Source organism: Alloalcanivorax profundimaris (assembly GCF_015265435.1).
In the GTDB taxonomy this organism is placed as follows: Bacteria; Pseudomonadota; Gammaproteobacteria; order Pseudomonadales; family Alcanivoracaceae; genus Alloalcanivorax; species Alloalcanivorax profundimaris.
Genome location: NZ_JABJWH010000033.1, coordinates 46731 through 64192, shown reverse-complemented (window position 1 = coordinate 64192; position 17462 = coordinate 46731). Strand labels below are relative to the sequence as shown.

Sequence of the window (17462 nt, the reverse complement as noted above, 5' to 3'; positions counted from 1 at the left end):
TACTTCAGATTGATTTGATGGTGCCCTTGGGCAGCGTGGCCTGGACACTCTGTTTTTGCAGTTTGATTTCCAGGTTGTTGCTGATCTCCAGAACCACGAAGTCGTCGGTGACCTTGGTGACGCGGCCCACGATGCCGCCGCTGGTGATCACTTCGTCGCCCTTGTTCAGGCTCTGCACCAGGTTCTTGTGTTCCTTGGCGCGCTTCTGCTGCGGCCGGATCAGGAAGAAGTAGAACACCACCACCATCACCACCAGCATGATCAGTTCGATGCCGCCACCACCGGGCGCGGCGCCGCCGCCGGTCTGGGCGTGCGCGGGAGAAATCAACCAGTTCATTACGTTACTCCACGTTATCGTCGTTAAAGCGCGGGTACGGGACGGCCCAGGGCCGCGTAGAAGTCACTTATGAAGGCGCTCAATGTACCCGCTTCGATAGCCCCCCGCAATCCAGCCATCAGGCGCTGGTAGTAGCGCAGATTGTGGATGGTGTTGAGCTGCGCGCCGAGCATTTCGTTGCAGCGTTCCAGATGATGCAGGTAGCTGCGCGAGAAGTGCCGGCAGGTATAGCAGTCGCAGTCTTCTTCCAGGGACCCCAGGTCGTGCCGATGCCGCGCGTTGCGAATCTTGATCACCCCTTCGGCGGTGAACAGGTGGCCATTGCGGGCGTTGCGGGTGGGCATCACGCAGTCGAACATGTCCACGCCACGGCGCACCGCCTCGACGATGTCCTCCGGGCGCCCCACCCCCATCAGGTACCGGGGCCGTTCGCCGGGCATGTGCGGCGTCAGTTCCCCCAGGGTGCGCAGCATTTCCTCCTGGGGTTCGCCGACGCTGAGCCCACCGATGGCGTAGCCGTCGAAGCCGATGTCCACCAGCCCCTCCAGCGATTCGCGGCGCAGGGCGTCGTACATGCCCCCCTGTACGATGCCGAAACAGGCCGCATCGTTCCCCAGATCGTCGAAATGGGCCTGCTTGGAGCGTTTCGCCCAGCGCAGGGAGAGGCGCATGGAGTCGGCGGCCTCGGTCTCGGTGGCCGGGTACGGCGTGCACTCGTCGAAAATCATGCAGATGTCGCTGTCCAGATCCGCCTGCACGCGCATGGCGATTTCCGGATTCAGTTCGATGCGGTCGCCGTTGATCGGGCTCTGGAATACCACGCCCTGCTCGGAGATCTTGCGCATCTCGCCCAGGCTGAACACCTGAAAGCCGCCGGAATCGGTGAGGATCGGCCGCTGCCACTGCATGAAGCCGTGCAGGCCGCCGTGGGCGCCGATCACCTCGGTGCCGGGGCGCAGCATCAAATGGAAGGTATTGCCGAGACAGATTTCCGCACCGATGTCTTCCAGGTCCCGGGGCAGCATGCCCTTGACCGTGCCGTAGGTGCCCACCGGCATGAACGCCGGGGTTTCCACGCTGCCGCGCGGGAAGGTCAGCCGCCCGCGCCGGGCGGCGCCGTCACTGACCAGGTGCTGGAACGTCATTCGGGACATGAAAAGCCTCGCTGAGCGTCGGGCGCCCTCTCAATGAACATGGCGTCGCCGTAACTGAAAAAGCGGTAGCGTTCACGGATCGCCTCTTCATACGCCGCCAGCACCCGCTCGCGGCCGGCGAAGGCGCTCACCAGCATCAGCAGCGTGGAGCGAGGCAAATGGAAGTTGGTGACCAGCGCGTCCACCTGGCGGAACCGATAGCCCGGATAAATAAAGATGTCGGTTTCCGATTCACCGGCCTCCAGCGCGCCGCCGGCGGAGGCCGCCTCCAGGGTGCGCAGGGCGGTGGTGCCCACCGCCACCACCCGGCCGCCGCGGGCGCGGGTGGCGGCGACCTGCTCCACCAGGGTGGGCTCGACGCGGAACCGTTCGCTGTGCATGGGGTGATCCTCGACCCGCTCCACGCGCACCGGCTGAAAGGTGCCGGCGCCCACGTGCAGGGTCACGAAGCCGGTCTCCACCCCCATTGCCCGCAGTTGCTCCAGCATCGGCTGGTCGAAGTGCAGGCCGGCGGTGGGCGCCGCCACGGCGCCGGGCTCGCGGGCGTACACGGTCTGGTAGCGCTCCTGGTCCGCGCCCTCGTCGGGGCGGTCGATGTAGGGCGGCAGCGGCACATGGCCGATGCGTTCCAGCGCCTCCAGGGCGGTCTCGCAGCCAGTGAAATCCAGCTCGAACAGCTCGCCACGGCGGCCCTCGACCCGGGCGCCGATGCCCTGCTCGAACACCAGGCCGGTATCCGGCTTGGGCGACTTGGAGGCGCGCACATGGGCCAGCGCCCGGGTGCCCTCCAGCAGCCGCTCGATCAGCACTTCCACCCGGCCGCCGGAGCTTTTGTGGCCGAACAGGCGGGCCGGAATCACCCGGGTGTCGTTGAACACCAGCAGGTCGCCGGGGCGCAGGTGGTCGGCCAGATCGGGAAACCGCTGGTGTTGCAGGGCGTCCACGGTGAGCGCCAGCAGGCGGGCGTCGCGGCGCCGCTCCGGGGGATGCCGGGCGATCAGCGCTTCAGGCAGGTCAAAATCAAAGTCGTCGACTCTCACGCGGTTATTCCTCCACCCCGGTCAGACCGCCTTGGCGCCCTTGGGCAACACCACGGTGGCGGTGAGCGACAGGCGGTCATGGAGGGTCTGGTGCGGGTGCACCAGCACCACCAGATAGCCGGCGCCGAGGGCCAGCCAGGACAACCCGGCGGCGGCGAAACGGGCCACCGTCTGCCAGAAACGCATGGGGCCGCCCCGGTAGTCGCGCACCTGCAGGCGCCAGGCGCGCATGCCCAGGGTCTGGCCGCCGTGCAGCCAGAACCAGGCGTAGAAGGCCCAGGTTTCCAGGACCAGCAGCGGGAACAGCACGCCGCGCAGCACCATCGGGTCGGCGCGGGTGACACCATTGATGTCCTGCACCGGCAGGCCGGTATGGTTATAGAGAAGCACGAACAGACCGGCGCTGACGAACCACAGGGCGATCACCAGGAAGCCGTCGTAAACCAGGGCCATAAAGCGTTTGAGCAAACCGGCGGGTTTGGCGTCTTCAATCATGGGGGCTCCGACGGGCGGACCAGCGTCTGGCGACGAACGGATACGGAATAAAAAGCCCGCGTTTAGCGGGAGCTTCGTTTCATGCTGGGTACTCGGCCCGATGCGCGAGTGTAGCAGAAACCGATTCAAAACCGCCAATGATCCGCCACCGGGCGCCTCTTGCCCAGCCCCACTTCTGGCGAACTTTCTTTCGTCATCAATCCAAAGACCGCGCCTTGCCGGAGCTGGGTTCACCGAGGCGCCGATGCTCCCGGGGGCCTGACGTTAGAGCCATAGGGGCGCCGATCAACCGTATTCAGTCCGCACATCGTGCAGGCGCTCCTTTAGCACCGCGTCGCGGATCATGCGCCAGACAAAATCACCTATCTCCTCTAGCGTGTAGCGACCATCGTCGCTAAACCAGGTGGCTACCCAGTTGAGCGCGCCGAGGCCTATAAGCCGCAGCAAATCCAGATCCACTTCCTTTCGAATTACCCCTTTCTCCGCCAGTGACTTGAGCATAGTCGCCCAGAGGGACTCATAACGGTCGCGCAACTTGATCATCTCCTTGCGTGCCTCGCCGCGCAGAGAACGCCACTCAAACAACAGTACATAGACCATGTCCGAGCCGCTGACCAGCATCTGAAGGTGCGCATTGATGCCTCTACGCAACTGCTCCACGGGTTCCGCCGCACCGGCCACGGCTTCGGAGACAGCAGTCGAGGTTTGCTCCAAACCAAGGCGCATCAGATCAACAAGAATATCCTCCTTGGCCTGATACCGGTAATGAAGGCTGCCGGGCAGCAAATTACACGCTTTTGCGATTTCCTTCACCGTGGTCCGGTCATAGCCCTGCTCACGAAACAGTCGAGCGGCGGATGTCAATACAAACTGACGATCAGACCGGGCCGGACCGGCCGGGCGCTTTTTTCTCATGGTTTTTCTCCTCCGGCCTCGGGGTACGGCACGAATCCGAATTGCGAGAGTCCATTGCCTGCGTCAGACCGACGACTTCCCCGTAATGGCTCGTCACGCCGAAGATCCGCGCGGCCCGCTGATTTTCTCACAAGTCATCGGCTAAGCACCACCGGCCTTGGTCAGCTGGCCAGGGAGGAGGTCCGGGCCGTGTACGGTCTGCGTCACACCGAATGCCGATGCTGCTTCGGTATCATGCCTTATACCAACGATTTCAATTCGGTGCTCGGATCTTTCAATGCTTCAACATCGACGTCCTTGCCTTGATATACAAGCTTCTTCCCGACCATGAAGGCCATGGGCAGATTTACCGCGTCAACGGCCACCAGCCGGCTTCCGCGTAAATAGAATACCACAAACGCTTCATCCGAGGGATCGCCGCGAACCACCCGCTGATCGTGGTTTTGAGATAACCCCACCATTTGTAAGCGTACGTTAAACTGGTTCGACCAGAACCACGGCACGCTTGTGTAGGGCACGCGCTCACCCATAAGCGTCGCGGCCGCAGTACGAGCCTGATCGACGGCATTCGCCACGGACTCAAGTCGTTGCATCTTTTCAAATAACAGATTCCGGTGGCGGGTACAGTCGCCGATCGCCAGGACAGCGGGATCCGCGGTACGAGTAAACTCGTCAACGACAATACCGTCATCACAGGGCAAGCCCGCGGCCTCGGCCAGAGCGGTTTCCGGAAGAACACCGATGGAAACAAGCACGATATCGGCCGGCACGATACCGCCGTTCGCCAATCTTACGCCCGTCACACAACCTTGCTCTCCCGCTTCGAAGCCGGTAACCGCGGTGTTCAAACGTACGTCCACGCCGGCGTTAGTATGCTTGGCGTAAAAGAATGCGGACATCTCCGGCCCAGTAACCCGTTGCATAAGCCGATCAGCGGCTTCCAGTACGGTGACATCGACGCCGCTCTTGTTTGCGCTGGCGGCGACCTCGAGACCGATATAGCCGCCACCCACGATGACCAAACGTTTCCCTGCAACTAATTGTTGGCGCAAGTTATCCGCATCGGCTATATCATGCAAATAGTGAATGCCTTTCAAGTCCGCTCCCGGCGCATTCAAACGCCGAACACGCGATCCCGTGGCCAGGACAAGTTGATCGTATTTCAAGGTGCTCTGGTCCGACAACCGGATGATTTTGTTGTTTCGATCGATTTGCACGACTCGCACACCGAGCCGCAACTGATGACCCGCGTTTTCATATATTGAGCTTGGCTTCAAATACAGTGAACCCTGATCAACTTCGCCTGTCAGGTAATTCTTGGACAGAGGCGGGCGCTGATAGGGTGGGTGGGGCTCTTCGCCCACCAGAATCACTTTATGCTGATATTTCTTTTGCAACAGGGTTGTTAAAAGCGCTCCCGCCGCGTGCCCGCCGCCAACGATGACCGTCGTTTGTTTCTGATTGTTCGTCATAGCCTGTCTCTTTTCTACTGTGCCTTGGGGTCCGTTTTCACGATTACAAAAGCCATGGGGACGAGCACGCCGCACTCAATACCGCGATCGGCCGCGGGACACCTTGAAATCCTCGAGAATCATCTCGGCCCCCTTCTCGCCAATCATGGTCGCCGGCTGATTGGTATTTCCGCCCACCAGGGTCGGCATAACGGAAGCATCAACCACCCGCAGGGACCGGAGGCCACGCACGCGCAGTCGGGGATCGACCACCGCCATTGGATCCGATCCCATCTTACAGGTACCTACAGGGTGGTAGGCCGACTCGCCGCTACGCCTTACCCATCTGGCGAGTTCTTCGTCACCGCGCAGCGTCGGTCCCGGCGATATCTCGACCTCGTGGTGAGACGCGAAAGCCGGCTGCTCCAGAATCCTGCGTACTAAACGCACCCCCCGAACGAGTCTCTCGACGTCGGCGGGCTCAGCCATATAATTGGGGTCTATCAGCGGTGCCGCGAAGGGATCGGCACTGTGCAAACCGACGTGGCCGCGCGACAAAGGCCGGAGCCCATAAATCATCACGATGTAGCCATAACCGCTCATCGCGGTCTTCATGTCCCGCCCGTGATCAGCGTACAGCATCGGCCCGAAATGCAGTTGCAAGTCGGGGATCGGCTCTTCCGCACGGGAACGAATAAACCCACCGGCCTCGGCGCCGTTACTCGACAGTAAACCGCGACGACCGCTCAGATACTGCAGCAGGGCCCGAAGGCCCTTGAACCAGTAGCTCGGATGCATGGAAATGCTCTGGCGGTCGCGCGCTCTAACACGCACGAACACGTCGATGTGATCCTGCAGATTCCGTCCCACGCCCTCCAGCTCATGACGCAATTCAATCCCGTGCCGGGACAGTTCACCGCGCGGCCCGATTCCAGAAAGCATCAGCAGCTGCGGAGAATTAAACGCGCCGCCGCAGAGAACTACTTCGCGCCGGGCACGGACCTGAGCCAGCCCCTTCCCGCTCCGATATTCGACACCGGTGGCATGGCCGCCCTGGAGCAACACACGCGTGACGTGCGCTCCGCTGCGGACAGTCAGGTTGGACCGAAACGCCGCGGGTTCGAGATAGGCACGCGCATTGCTACAGCGCGCGCCGTCCTTCTGATAAACATAGTAGTAGCCCACGCCTTCCTGTTCACGTCCGTTGAAATCCGGGTTGCGCCGGTGGCCCGCCTGCATCGCCGCCTTGACGAACGCCGTGCTTAGCGGATTGGTATAGCGGCGCTCGGCAACATTAAGCGGGCCACCCCGACCATGAAACGCCGTTTCAAGAGCCGCCAACTCCGGCTCGAAATGTTCGGATCTTCGGAAGTAAGGCAACACATCGGCATACGACCACCCCTCGCAACCGAGCCGTGCCCACTCATCGTAGTCCCGGGCATGTCCGCGAATGTAGACCTGCGCGTTCATGCCGCTGGACCCGCCGACCATCTTGCCTCGTGGCTGATATAAGGCACGGCCATACATGTGCCGCTGCGGCTCGGTATTGAACTGCCAGTTAACGCGACGACTGAAGATCAGCTGCAGAAAGCCCAGCGGCATATTCACGAACGGATTGCGGCGACTCTCCGGACCGGCCTCGAGCAACAGCACCGAATGGCGGCCGCATTCGGATAGACGGTTGGCGACGACGCATCCGGCCGAGCCCGCCCCAACCACGACATAATCGAACTGTTCGGATGACATCGGCTCCGGACGTGAATTCAATTTTTTGCGGTCAACTTGACCATTAGCTTGGAATAGCCCCGCACAAAGTTGGACTGCACACGCTCGGGCTCACCCACGACCTCTATGTTATCAAAGCGCTTAAGTAACTCTTCCCACAAAATCCGCAATTGCAACTCAGCCAGACGGTTGCCCATGCAACGGTGAATGCCGTAGCCAAAGGAAATATGATTCCGCGCGTCCTTTCGATCAATAATAAGCCGGTCGGGATTTTCGAACTTTCGTTCGTCTCTATTACCGGAGGCATACCACATCAACACGCGGTCCCCTTTCTTAATGGTCTGACCACGCAGCTCCACGTCCTGCGTGGCAACCCGGCGCATGTGGGCGAGTGGAGTTTGCCAGCGGATAATTTCCGAAACCATGTTTGGAATCAATTCCGGGTTTTTCTTCAGCTTGATGAATTCCTCGGGGAACTGATTCAGGGCCAGCACACCGCCGCTCATGGAGTTGCGGGTGGTGTCATTGCCGCCAACAATCAGCAGCGCCAGGTTGCCGATAAACTCCATCGGACGGTTAATCAAATCCCGGGTATCCTCGTTACTCTGTAGCATGCTGATCAAGTCGAAACCCGGAGGCTCGCCAGCCTTGCGTCGTGCCTCCTTGTCTCGCCAAAGCCTCGAGAATGACCAGGCCATGTCCGCGGCATCGTCAAACATGATGTCTTCGTCGGTAAACTCGCCACCAGTCGCCGAAGATGCTCCGGACAGTCGGTCCGACCAATCAACCAGCTTGTGACGCTGCTCGTAAGGGAAATCCAGCAACGTTGCCAACATACGCCCGGTCAACTCCTTGGACACTGCCGGCACCCAGTTGAAAGCCTTGTCCAGGGGCAGACTGTCGAGCACCTCGGCGGCGCGCTGCCGGATCAGCCCCTCCATTTCCTTGAGATTCTGGGGTGCCACCACACCTTGGACCGCCCGGCGTTGCACATCATGTTTTGGCGGATCCATGGCGATGAACATTTCCACCGACAACCCTTCCGGAGGATCACCCAGAATGATTTGTGGCTCGGAGGAAAAGAGCTCGTGATTCTTATCGACGAACAAAATGTCTTCATAGCGTGTCACCGACCAGAATGGCCCGAACTGGCTGCTTTTCTGGAAGTGCACCGGTGCCTCATCACGTAACCGCTTGAAATAGGCACCCCACTGATCTTGCCGATACAGAAAAGGGTTGCTGGTGTCAATATCCTCAAGTGCCAGGGTATTGACGTCAGGCACGGGCTGTTCGAGAAACTTGACCTGTGGGCGTGTTGACCCCAGTGCCTTTTTCTTCGCTTTCATCAGAGATTTGAGTGCCTTGATCTGTAAGTGCATAGGCACCAATCTCGATGTGGCATTAATCATCTTTGTTTGCATGGCATCGTTCGTGCCTGACTTGGTTGACATGGTGACCTCCCGCTACATCTGAAATTCAGGCAACAGAACGGTCATACCGTCCATCGCCTCAGTGGTTCGAATCTGACAGCCCAGCCGAGAAGTTTCTGCCCGCTCCGGAGTCATGGACAACATCTGCTCTTCAGCATCATTTATTTCCCCGGTCTTTCCGAACCATTCATCGGTCACTATCACGTGGCAGGTGCCGCAGGCGCATTCCCCACCGCAGTCTCCGTCGATGCCGGGCACAGCGTTATTAACAGCAACCTGCATCAGCGAGGAACCAGATTCAAACTCGGCAATGTGCTCGGTACTGTCATGCTCAATGAACGTAATCTTACCCAAGACCTTTCTCCAGCAAGTAACTTAATGACTGCATCGTGGTTGTTGATTCGCTTGCCGGGGAGGTCATTTATTGACACACTGGGGTCATTTAAAGACAGGCATGCCTATCAACGGACCGTATCAATGACACAGCAGAAAGGTGAACCGAAAGCCTCGGAAGGCGGCATTCCGTCGAACTATTCACGACTTATTGCCCGCGAGCTGGACTTAACCGTCAGCCAGCTACCCTCGTTGCTGCAAGGTACCGGTCTCGGTATCGCGCAATTTCTGGGCGAGGACAGTCTGCTCACGCCAGCTCACCAGGTGCGGATTTTACGCAATGCACTGGCGTTGTCGGGCCAGTTTGAGTTCGGCTTACGGCTGGGTAAGCGTCTGACCCCGGCGACCCACGGCGCCATCGGTTTTGCCGCCTCGAGCAGTCCGGACCTGCTCACCGCGCTACAGGCGATTCAGACATTCCTACCTACTCGGGCAAGCATCGTCGAGCTACACCTGCAGGAAGCTGAAGAACACCTGGAATGCCGACTGGACTTCCAAGTGCCGCTGGACGCGGATATCGAGCGTTGCCTGGCGGATACCATGATCGTGGTGCTGCTTGAATTCGGCGAGTTCGTTGTCGGTCGCCCACTACATGAGGCTGAAATTTGTTTTACCCACCGGACACCTGAGTACCACGCGATGTACTCGGACTACTTGCCCGGTCGCATTCGTTTTGGCTCCGATAAGTTCACACTAAAACTGCCGACGGCACTGTGCCGGGAACCGAACGCCTCCGCCAATCATGAAAATTACCGCCTGGCTCTTGAGCAATGTGAATCAATGCTTGCCGAGCTTCAGAACCACAAGCCCAGCTACCAGACCCGGCTTAAGAAGATGATGCTATCGAGACCCCCCGGTTCGCTCAGCGAAGACGAAGCAGCAGCCTCCCTTTTCATGAGCAAACGCACTCTCGCTCGCAAGCTCAAGGAGGAAAACAGCAGTTTTAGGAAAATTCGTGACGAAATCCTATCCCGGCAAGCGATCAGCTACCTGTGTGACAGCAAGCTTTCGATCGAAGCCATCGCCGCGTTGATGAACTATCATGACGGAGCCAATTTCAGGCGTGCCTTCAAGCGCTGGTTCGGTCTTTCGCCCGATCAGTACCGGCAGCACGCCGGTTCCCGGCACACTCTACCCCCTGCCCCCTAGTGGTCCGGTACCACGCTCCGGCATTCCGTTTCCTTTCTTTTGTACCGTATCTCGACCGGCTTTTCCCGCCGGTCTGACGCGATCTGTTTCCCGGCGCGCGAAGATATCCACTGACTGCTTTTTCGGGCCTTGACATTTGGTCAATCGCCCAAATAAAGTGACTCAACAGTCGAACTACTCAGGAGGTCGACATGGTGATCGCGAGCCGCAAGATTGGTTACGATGAAGTCGAACACAGGGATTTGAATTTCGGCATGAGCCCGGAGACGGTGCCGCGCCACTGGTTCAACAACGATCCGTGGATCACTCACTGGATGAACGCGATCCTGGCCGCGGTGCCGGACGGCGAGCGCTGGGTCATGCAGGCCACGAGTAAGCAACTCGAGAATCTTCACGATCCGTCAGTGCGCAAAGCCGCGATCAGCTTTATTCGACAGGAACGCTCCCATGCACGGGAGCATGACGCCATGAATGAAGCGATGGTCGCGCACGGCATTCCAATAGACCGGGCGGAGGCCGTGTTCAAGGCGATCAGAAAGCCCCTTCAACGCTACCTGGGCGGCGCCACCCAGTGCGCCATGGCCGCGAACTTCGAGCATTTCACGGCCGTGATTTCCCAGGTAATGCTCGATCATCCGGAACTGTGGGACGATACCAGGCAGGAAGTCGCCGCCATGCTGTTCTGGCACTTCGTGGAGGAGACGGAGCACAAGTCAGTCAGCTTCGACGTGTTCGGAGAGGTAAGCGGGGGCGGCGTCCGCGCTTACGCAATCCGCATGGCGACGCTCGCTCTGGGTACAGCCCTTTTCCTGCCTCTGGTGCACGGTAACTGGCTGTATTTCCTCTGGAAAGATCGGCAGCTCACGAACATCCCCTCGGCACTGCGCGCCATTAAGTGGTTGTACTTCGCACCTGGAATCTTCACCCGAGCTTTTGTGATCGATACGCTGCCTTTTCTCTCCCCCCGCTTCCATCCATGGGACGCCGATAACCGGGAAGTCATCCACGCCTGGAAGCGCGCCTACGAGGAAACCGGTGATGCCCAGCAGGCTTACCAAGCATTCCGGCAATGGCATGACGATAACAGGCGTGACACAACAGCGGAACGAGTGACGGCGGCGTGAGCGGTGCCAAGCGTAAAACACTGAAACCCTCCGAGGGGGCGGCGGCCCTGGTCACGGGGGCGGGCAGCGGCATCGGCCGCAGCTTCGCCTATGAGATCGTGCGCCGTGGCGGATCAGTGATCTGCGCGGATATAGACCGCCAGCGCGCCGAGCAAACCGCCAGCATACTCTCGGAATTGGGCGAAGGTCGGGCTGTCGCCTACCGCTGCGACGTAGGTAGTGAAAAGCAGATGGCCACGCTCGCCGACAAGGCCGAATCGCTGCTCGGACGGCCAATGACGTTGGTGGTCAATAACGCCGGGGTGGGCGTAGGCGGCCGCATCGGAGAAGTGCCGCTTGGCGATTGGCGCTGGTGCCTCAAAGTCAATCTTTGGGGCGTCATTCATGGTTGTCACTTCTTCGCACCCAAGCTGCGCGCACTGGGCTACGGCGGCATTGTCAACGTGGCTTCGGCCGCCGGTTTCGGCGCGGCGCCGGAGATGAGTGCGTATAACGTGACCAAGTCCGCGGTCCTTTCACTCTCCGAAACTCTGGCGGCCGAGCTGACCGGCACCGGCGTGCATGTTTCGGCCCTGTGTCCCACCGTGGTACCCACCAACATTCTGGACAAGGCGCGACTGCCCGAGCACCGCGGCGATTTCGCCCATGCCGCCATGCGCAAGTGGACCTTCGCCACCAGCGACCAGGTGGCACGCCGGACCCTGGACGCCCTCGATCGAAAGCAACTTTATGTGGTGCCGCAGTTCGACGGGCGTTTCATGTGGCGGTTCAAGCGCTACGCGCCGCGGCTATACGCTCGCGCGCTGGGCGAGGCGTATCGCTTGGCCGGGGGCTGATATCCGGCAGGAGGCAAATCATGACATCATTCTCGGCAAGAGTTGCCGACCGTGGTTTTCGGCTACTGATGAAACGCGAGCCGGCTAGTCCCGACGAGTTGGTGATGCGGTTACGGCGCATCGCCGCGATGGCCCGCCTGCCGGGCGGGCTGCCGTCCGGAGTCACCGCGCGCAAGACCACCATTGGCAATGAACCGGCCGTACCACCCGGCGTGCCGGCGGTGCGTGTCAGTCCCAGTCAGCCCACGGCCACCGTGCTGTATCTCCACGGTGGCGCCTTTATCAGTGGCCGTTTCCCTACTTATGCTGAGCTTTGCGGGCAGCTGGCCAAGAGACTGAACGCACGCGTGTTCTGGATCGACTACCGCCTAGCGCCGGAGGCGGCCTACCCGGCCGCCCTCGACGATGCCCACCATGCCTACAGGGCGCTGGCCGAGGACTATCCTGACGAGCCGCTGGCCCTGATCGGAGATTCCGCGGGTGGCAACCTCACTCTGGCCACGCTGCTGAGGCTGCGCGATGCGCAGGCCGCCTCGCCCGATTCCTCCCCCCGCATGCCAGCCTGCGCCGTGTCGATCTCGCCCGGCGCCGACGCGGTTGGCGATACACCGTCGCGCCAGGCCAACGCGGCCAGCGATGCCATGCTGACTCCACGCATGATCGAGATGGCCACCAATCTGTATCTGGCCGGCCATGATCCCCGGGATCCCTATGTCTCACCGATCTACGGCGATTTCCGTGGCCTGCCGCCTCTTATGCTCACTGTGAGCGAATCCGAGGCCCTGCGTGATGATGCCTATCGGGTAGCGCACCGTGCGCGCCAGGCCGGCGTGGCCGTGACCCTGCGCGCCCGCTGGAATATGCCACATGTGTGGCCGGTGTTTCATTCCATGTTGCCGGAGGCGCGCCAGGACGTTACCGAAATAGTCGGCTTTATGCGCCGGCATTTGTCGGCGCCCGTAGCATGCACCCGGGCCGTGGCACGGACGAAACTGCGCCTCGCGCATAGCGGCTAAGCGACCTGCCAAAAACTGGAAGGAGGACCACTATGAATGTCGCGGAGGACCGGATTCAACAAAGCCGTCGTGGCCAGCGGGCGCCGCGCCACGGGAGCGCTGAACCCGACCACGAGATTTTGATCATCGGCGCCGGCTTCGCCGGAATGGGCGCGGCCATCGAGCTTCTCAGCCGCGGCATGAAATCCTTATCAATCATCGAGCGTGCCGCCGACGTCGGCGGCACCTGGCGCGACAACCGCTACCCCGGCGTGGCGGTGGACATCACTTCTTTCGTCTACTCTTTTTCCTTCGAGCAGAATCCGAACTGGTCACGGGTCTTCGCGCCGGGTGACGAGCTGCAGAACTACGCCCGCCGTGTGGCCAGCAAATACGGCCTCTATCCCTACATACGTTTCGGCGTCAGCGTGAAGCGTGCCGAGTTCGATGAAGGCGAGCACTTGTGGCGGGTGACAACCGACAAGGGATGTGTCACCGCACGCCACCTAGTGTCCGCCACCGGCGGGTTGATCTCGCCGAAGATGCCGGATATCGAAGGGGTCGAGGATTTTCAGGGCGAGCGCATGCACACCGCGCGCTGGGACCACAAAGTGGATCTCACCGGCAAGCGGGTGGCGGTGATCGGTACCGGCGCCACCGCGGTGCAGCTGATTCCCGAAATCGCCCCGCAGGTGGCGCATCTGGATGTCTATCAGCGCACGCCCATCTGGGTACTCAAGAAACCGGATGTCCGTATGCCCGGCTGGATGCGCACCGCCTTTCGTTGGTCGAGCCTGGCCCAGCAGGGAGTACGTACCACCACCGATGCGCTGACCGAATCGTTGATGATCATCGCGGCGGTTTACTATCGGCGCTTTCCCTGGCTGGTGCACTGGGCCCAGCGCGCCGGCGTCAACAACATGCGCGAGCAATTGCCCGATAACCCGGAGTTATGGGGCAAATTAACCCCGCGATATGGCTTCGGCTGTAAGCGGCCGACATTTTCCAACAACTACTTTTCCACCTTCAGCCGTAGCAACGTCGATCTGATCACCACCCCTATCCAACGCATCACTCCCAAGGGCATCGAAACCATCGACGGCATTGAGCACGAGATCGATGTGCTGATCCTGGCGACCGGCTACAAGGTTTTCGAAAAGGGCAATCTGCCCTCCTATGAAGTCGTGGGACGCGGCGGTGTGGATCTGGGCGAATTCTGGGAGCGGAACCGTTACCAGGCCTATGAGGGCCTGACAGTTCCCGGCTACCCCAATCTCTACATCATGCTGGGTCCATACGCGCTGATTGGTTCATCCTATTTCAAAATGGTCGAGGGTAACGCGATTCACGTGGCGCGCTGCATCGAGGCCGCCCGAAAGCGGGACGCGACTTGCGTGGAGATTCGTCAAGACGTGCACGATCGCTACTTCCGGAATATCCAACGACGCCAACAAGGGACGGTGTTCCTTAACCACAATTGCGCGGCCTCTAACAGCTATTACTTCGATCATCATGGCGACGCGCCCATGCTTCGACCTTCTACCTCTTTCGAGATGCTTTGGCGAGCGAAACACCTGCCCATGGCTCATTACCATTTCAAAAAGGCCTATCCGGCAGGATGGCTATGAGATGACTCAAGGCTGACGTCCAACAGCAGGCCTTTTCCCGGAGATGATACCGTTGCGGAGGTTATTCGCCGATGACGGCTCATGAGGAAACAACACCGGTGCTGGTCGGCGCCGGCCAGATCAGCGCGCGCGAACCGGATACCGAGCGCACCCCCATAGGCCTGGTCGCCGAGGCTGCCCGAGCCGCGGCGGCGGACTGCGGTGTGGCCGGGGTTCTGGGTCAGATCCAGTCGTTAACGTGTCTCAACATATTGGCGCCGTCTTATTCCGATGCCCCGTCCACCCTGGCGCGGCATCTGGGCATCGACCCCGGCGAGCGCTTCTACACACCCATAGGCGGGAACATGGGTCAATGGCTGGTCGGTTACTATGCCGATCGCATCGCCGCCGGTGGTCTCGATTGTATCTTGATCGCGGGCGGCGAGGCGCTTGCCACACAGATGCGCGGCAAGGGCGCCGGCCTGTCCGGAGTGCTGGACACCGCCACCGGCGAGGGTCCGCGACTGCTCGGCGATGACCGCGAGCCGACCAATTCGGCGGAACAACGCCACGGGCTCAATCTGCCCATCCAGATCTATCCGTTATTCGAGCAGGCGCTGCGGGGTCGCTACGGCCTTGACCCAGCCGAGCACCGACGAATGCTGGGCGAATTCTATGCCCGATTCAACGCCGTCGCGGTCGACAATCCGCGAGCCTGGCGCCGCGACCCTTTATCGGCGGCCGATATCGCCGAGCGCTCACCCAAAAATCGCATGGTCGGCGCGCCCTACACCAAGCACATGAACGCCCTCATCGCGGTGGATCAGGCCGCCGCGCTGGTAATGATGTCCGTGGCCAAGGCCCGGCGGCTGGGCATCGACCCTGAACGCTGGGTGTACCCCCTGGCCGCGGCAAACGGCCACGATCATTGGTTCGTCTCCCAGCGGGCGGATCTTTCCCGCTCGCCGGCGATCACCGCCTGCGGCGAGCGGCTGGCAGCGACCAGCGGACTCGGGATCGACGCGATCGATCACCTGGACCTGTACAGCTGTTTCCCCAGCGCTGTACAGATGGCGCGCGATGCGCTGGGTATCTCCGTGCATGATCCCCGGCCACTGACCGTCACAGGTGGCTTGGCTTACCATGGCGGGCCCGGCAACAACTATTGCACCCACGCCATCGCCGAGATCATGAACCGTATCCGCGCCGACCGAAGCACCAACGGATTGGTCAGCGGCGTGGGCTGGTACATGAGCAAGCATTCGCTGGGGCTCTACGGCGGAAGACCGCCCGTCGGCGGTTGGCGGCCGATCGATCCGGCCGGGCTGCAAGCCGAGATCGACGCCGGCCCCGTCGTGGAACTGGTGGAGCAGGCGCAGGGCAAGGCCCGCATCGAGACCTACACTGTCATGCACGACCGCGCCGACCGCCCGGTCCAGGGTATTGTGCTGGGCCGCCTGAGCGATGGCCGGCGGTTTGTTGCCAACACTCCCACCGACACGGACCTGCTCAATGCCATGACGAACGAGGAATTTCTCAATCGCCCGGGCCGCGTGCACCACGATGGCAAACGCAACCTATTTACCCCGGAGGGGTGAGCGCAAGGAGGAGACGATAATGAGCATCGCGTCCGAAGCCCAGTTCGACCAAGCCCGCGTAGCCGAACGCATGCGTGACATTCGCGAGGCCACCCGCGTCGTGAGCGAAGGCTTTTCCCGGGAATACATGCGCGAATGCATCGATAATCACCGATTCCCTCAGGAGGCCTGGGAAGCGCTGGGCGAATATGGGCTGCTTGGCATCACCATTCCCGAGGACCTGGGGGGCTCGGGCGGCGGCCAGGTGGAACTAGTCGCGCTGATGGAAACGCTGGCCGAGGCCGGGCTGGTGCTGCCCATGCTGTTGCTCACTGGGTTTGCGCGAGTGCCGATCATCCGCAATGGCACAACCGGGCAAATAGAGCGGTTCGTCAAGCCGACAATCAGCGGGGCCGAGAAACTGTGCTTCGCAATCACCGAGCCGGATGCCGGGACCAACAGCTTCGCGATGTCCACGCTGGCGACACCGGATGGTGACGGCTATCGGCTGACCGGGCGCAAGGTTTTTATTTCCGGTGCGGCGGACGCCGATCGAATGCTGGTCGTGGCCCGCACCCAAAAAGCCGGCGAAGTCAAACGACGCACTGAGGGTATGTCCTTGTTCGTGGTGGATACCGACGCGCCCGGCGTGGAACTACAGCCCCTGAATATCGACGTCGGTTGGCCGGAGCGGCAATACCTGGTTTTTTTCGATGACGTCAAACTCGACGCGGGTCGCTTGATCGGCAACCCGGGACAGGGCCTGGCCGGAATGTTCGAGGCGCTGAATTCGGAGCGCCTGCTGGTCACCGCCATGTCCGTGGGCCTGGGCAATTACGCTCTCAAAAAGGCAGTGGCCTACGCCAACGAACGCAAACCTTTCGGCACCCCCATCGGGGGTTATCAGGCTATACAGCACCGGCTGGCCGAGGCCAAGGCCGAATTGGAGGCAGCACGGCTGATGATGATCCACGCGGCTGCGACGTTCGACGCCGGTGGCGATGCCGGTTCTCATGCCAACATGGCGAAATTGCTGGGTTCTCGCGCGGCGGTCAAAGCCGTCGAGGCCGCCCTGCAGACCCACGGCGGCTACGGTTTCGACCGGGACTACGACATCATCACGCTATGGCCTTCGGCACGGTTAATGGAGGTTGCACCAATCAACAACGAAATGCTGCTCAACTACATCGGAGAACATGTCCTTGGCTTACCCAAATCCTACTGAGACGCGTGA

General features: G+C 60.9%; 16 protein-coding genes. 7 read left to right on the top strand and 9 right to left on the bottom strand.

What is annotated here, in order from left to right; translation table 11 throughout:
* Positions 1 to 4 precede the first annotated feature (4 nt).
* The 9 genes from yajC to HMJ39_RS14105 all read right to left on the bottom strand — a co-directional run bounded on the left by yajC (position 5) and on the right by HMJ39_RS14105 (position 8901).
* A complete protein-coding gene (gene yajC / locus HMJ39_RS14145) occupies positions 5 to 337 on the bottom strand; it encodes a preprotein translocase subunit YajC (protein WP_161383289.1) in 333 nt (110 codons plus the stop codon).
* Between the two features lie 23 nt (positions 338 to 360).
* A complete protein-coding gene (gene tgt, locus HMJ39_RS14140) occupies positions 361 to 1482 on the bottom strand; it encodes a tRNA guanosine(34) transglycosylase Tgt (protein WP_194297825.1) in 1122 nt (373 codons plus the stop codon).
* Positions 1479 to 2531: a tRNA preQ1(34) S-adenosylmethionine ribosyltransferase-isomerase QueA gene (gene queA, locus HMJ39_RS14135; RefSeq protein WP_161383288.1), complete on the bottom strand. Its 1053-nt coding sequence runs from the start codon at positions 2529 to 2531 to the stop codon at positions 1479 to 1481. Before queA ends, tgt begins: the two co-directional genes overlap by 4 nt.
* A 21-nt stretch (positions 2532 to 2552) precedes the next feature.
* On the bottom strand, positions 2553 to 3026 hold the full coding sequence (locus HMJ39_RS14130; RefSeq protein WP_161383287.1) for an RDD family protein: 474 nt from the start codon (positions 3024 to 3026) through the stop codon (positions 2553 to 2555).
* Positions 3027 to 3311: 285 nt separating this feature from the next.
* Positions 3312 to 3941 (bottom strand): TetR/AcrR family transcriptional regulator, encoded by a 630-nt coding sequence (locus HMJ39_RS14125; RefSeq protein ID WP_161383286.1) that lies wholly within the window; start codon positions 3939 to 3941, stop codon positions 3312 to 3314.
* Positions 3942 to 4180: 239 nt separating this feature from the next.
* Positions 4181 to 5413: an NAD(P)/FAD-dependent oxidoreductase gene (locus HMJ39_RS14120; protein WP_161383285.1), complete on the bottom strand. Its 1233-nt coding sequence runs from the start codon at positions 5411 to 5413 to the stop codon at positions 4181 to 4183.
* A gap of 75 nt (positions 5414 to 5488) precedes the next feature.
* Positions 5489 to 7138: a GMC family oxidoreductase gene (locus HMJ39_RS14115; RefSeq protein ID WP_161383284.1), complete on the bottom strand. Its 1650-nt coding sequence runs from the start codon at positions 7136 to 7138 to the stop codon at positions 5489 to 5491.
* A 17-nt stretch (positions 7139 to 7155) separates the two neighbouring features.
* The gene (locus tag HMJ39_RS14110) at positions 7156 to 8568 is read right to left on the bottom strand and encodes a cytochrome P450 (protein WP_161383283.1); all 1413 of its coding nucleotides are present in this window, start codon (positions 8566 to 8568) and stop codon (positions 7156 to 7158) included.
* A 12-nt stretch (positions 8569 to 8580) separates the two neighbouring features.
* Positions 8581 to 8901, bottom strand: coding sequence for a 2Fe-2S iron-sulfur cluster-binding protein (locus tag HMJ39_RS14105; RefSeq protein ID WP_014994420.1), 321 nt, complete (start codon positions 8899 to 8901; stop codon positions 8581 to 8583).
* 123 nt (positions 8902 to 9024) lie between these two features.
* Here HMJ39_RS14105 and HMJ39_RS14100 point away from each other — a divergent pair, with 123 nt between their 5' ends.
* The 7 genes from HMJ39_RS14100 to HMJ39_RS14070 all read left to right on the top strand — a co-directional run bounded on the left by HMJ39_RS14100 (position 9025) and on the right by HMJ39_RS14070 (position 17453).
* Complete coding sequence (locus HMJ39_RS14100) at positions 9025 to 10089, top strand: AraC family transcriptional regulator (protein ID WP_161383282.1); 1065 nt, start codon at positions 9025 to 9027, stop codon at positions 10087 to 10089.
* A 191-nt stretch (positions 10090 to 10280) separates the two neighbouring features.
* Complete coding sequence (locus HMJ39_RS14095; RefSeq protein ID WP_014994418.1) at positions 10281 to 11213, top strand: metal-dependent hydrolase; 933 nt, start codon at positions 10281 to 10283, stop codon at positions 11211 to 11213.
* Positions 11210 to 12049: an SDR family NAD(P)-dependent oxidoreductase gene (locus HMJ39_RS14090; protein ID WP_116028213.1), complete on the top strand. Its 840-nt coding sequence runs from the start codon at positions 11210 to 11212 to the stop codon at positions 12047 to 12049. The genes HMJ39_RS14095 and HMJ39_RS14090 overlap by 4 nt, the downstream gene beginning before the upstream one ends.
* 20 nt (positions 12050 to 12069) lie before the next feature.
* Positions 12070 to 13065 carry an alpha/beta hydrolase gene (locus HMJ39_RS14085; protein WP_228462378.1) on the top strand — a complete coding sequence of 332 codons (996 nt, stop codon included), beginning with the start codon at positions 12070 to 12072 and terminating at the stop codon, positions 13063 to 13065.
* A 32-nt stretch (positions 13066 to 13097) separates the two neighbouring features.
* The gene (locus HMJ39_RS14080) at positions 13098 to 14672 is read left to right on the top strand and encodes a flavin-containing monooxygenase (RefSeq protein WP_194297787.1); all 1575 of its coding nucleotides are present in this window, start codon (positions 13098 to 13100) and stop codon (positions 14670 to 14672) included.
* Positions 14673 to 14743: 71 nt separating this feature from the next.
* Positions 14744 to 16249, top strand: coding sequence for an acetyl-CoA acetyltransferase (locus HMJ39_RS14075; protein WP_161383280.1), 1506 nt, complete (start codon positions 14744 to 14746; stop codon positions 16247 to 16249).
* Between the two features lie 19 nt (positions 16250 to 16268).
* Positions 16269 to 17453, top strand: a complete 1185-nt coding sequence (locus HMJ39_RS14070) for an acyl-CoA dehydrogenase family protein (RefSeq protein ID WP_161383279.1) — start codon at positions 16269 to 16271, stop codon at positions 17451 to 17453.
* Positions 17454 to 17462: the final 9 nt, after the last annotated feature.

What these genes read in the sequence shown, in the direction of transcription:
- yajC (WP_161383289.1), bottom strand. Translation starts at nt 337, where the DNA reads ATGAACTGGTTGATTTCTCCCGCGCACGCCCAGACCGGCGGCGGCGCC.
- tgt (WP_194297825.1), bottom strand. Translation starts at nt 1,482, where the DNA reads ATGACGTTCCAGCACCTGGTCAGTGACGGCGCCGCCCGGCGCGGGCGG.
- HMJ39_RS14130 (WP_161383287.1), bottom strand. Translation starts at nt 3,026, where the DNA reads ATGATTGAAGACGCCAAACCCGCCGGTTTGCTCAAACGCTTTATGGCC.
- HMJ39_RS14125 (WP_161383286.1), bottom strand. Translation starts at nt 3,941, where the DNA reads ATGAGAAAAAAGCGCCCGGCCGGTCCGGCCCGGTCTGATCGTCAGTTT.
- HMJ39_RS14120 (WP_161383285.1), bottom strand. Translation starts at nt 5,413, where the DNA reads ATGACGAACAATCAGAAACAAACGACGGTCATCGTTGGCGGCGGGCAC.
- HMJ39_RS14115 (WP_161383284.1), bottom strand. Translation starts at nt 7,138, where the DNA reads ATGTCATCCGAACAGTTCGATTATGTCGTGGTTGGGGCGGGCTCGGCC.
- HMJ39_RS14110 (WP_161383283.1), bottom strand. Translation starts at nt 8,568, where the DNA reads ATGTCAACCAAGTCAGGCACGAACGATGCCATGCAAACAAAGATGATT.
- HMJ39_RS14100 (WP_161383282.1), top strand. Translation starts at nt 9,025, where the DNA reads ATGACACAGCAGAAAGGTGAACCGAAAGCCTCGGAAGGCGGCATTCCG.
- HMJ39_RS14095 (WP_014994418.1), top strand. Translation starts at nt 10,281, where the DNA reads ATGGTGATCGCGAGCCGCAAGATTGGTTACGATGAAGTCGAACACAGG.
- HMJ39_RS14085 (WP_228462378.1), top strand. Translation starts at nt 12,070, where the DNA reads ATGACATCATTCTCGGCAAGAGTTGCCGACCGTGGTTTTCGGCTACTG.
- HMJ39_RS14080 (WP_194297787.1), top strand. Translation starts at nt 13,098, where the DNA reads ATGAATGTCGCGGAGGACCGGATTCAACAAAGCCGTCGTGGCCAGCGG.
- HMJ39_RS14075 (WP_161383280.1), top strand. Translation starts at nt 14,744, where the DNA reads ATGACGGCTCATGAGGAAACAACACCGGTGCTGGTCGGCGCCGGCCAG.
- HMJ39_RS14070 (WP_161383279.1), top strand. Translation starts at nt 16,269, where the DNA reads ATGAGCATCGCGTCCGAAGCCCAGTTCGACCAAGCCCGCGTAGCCGAA.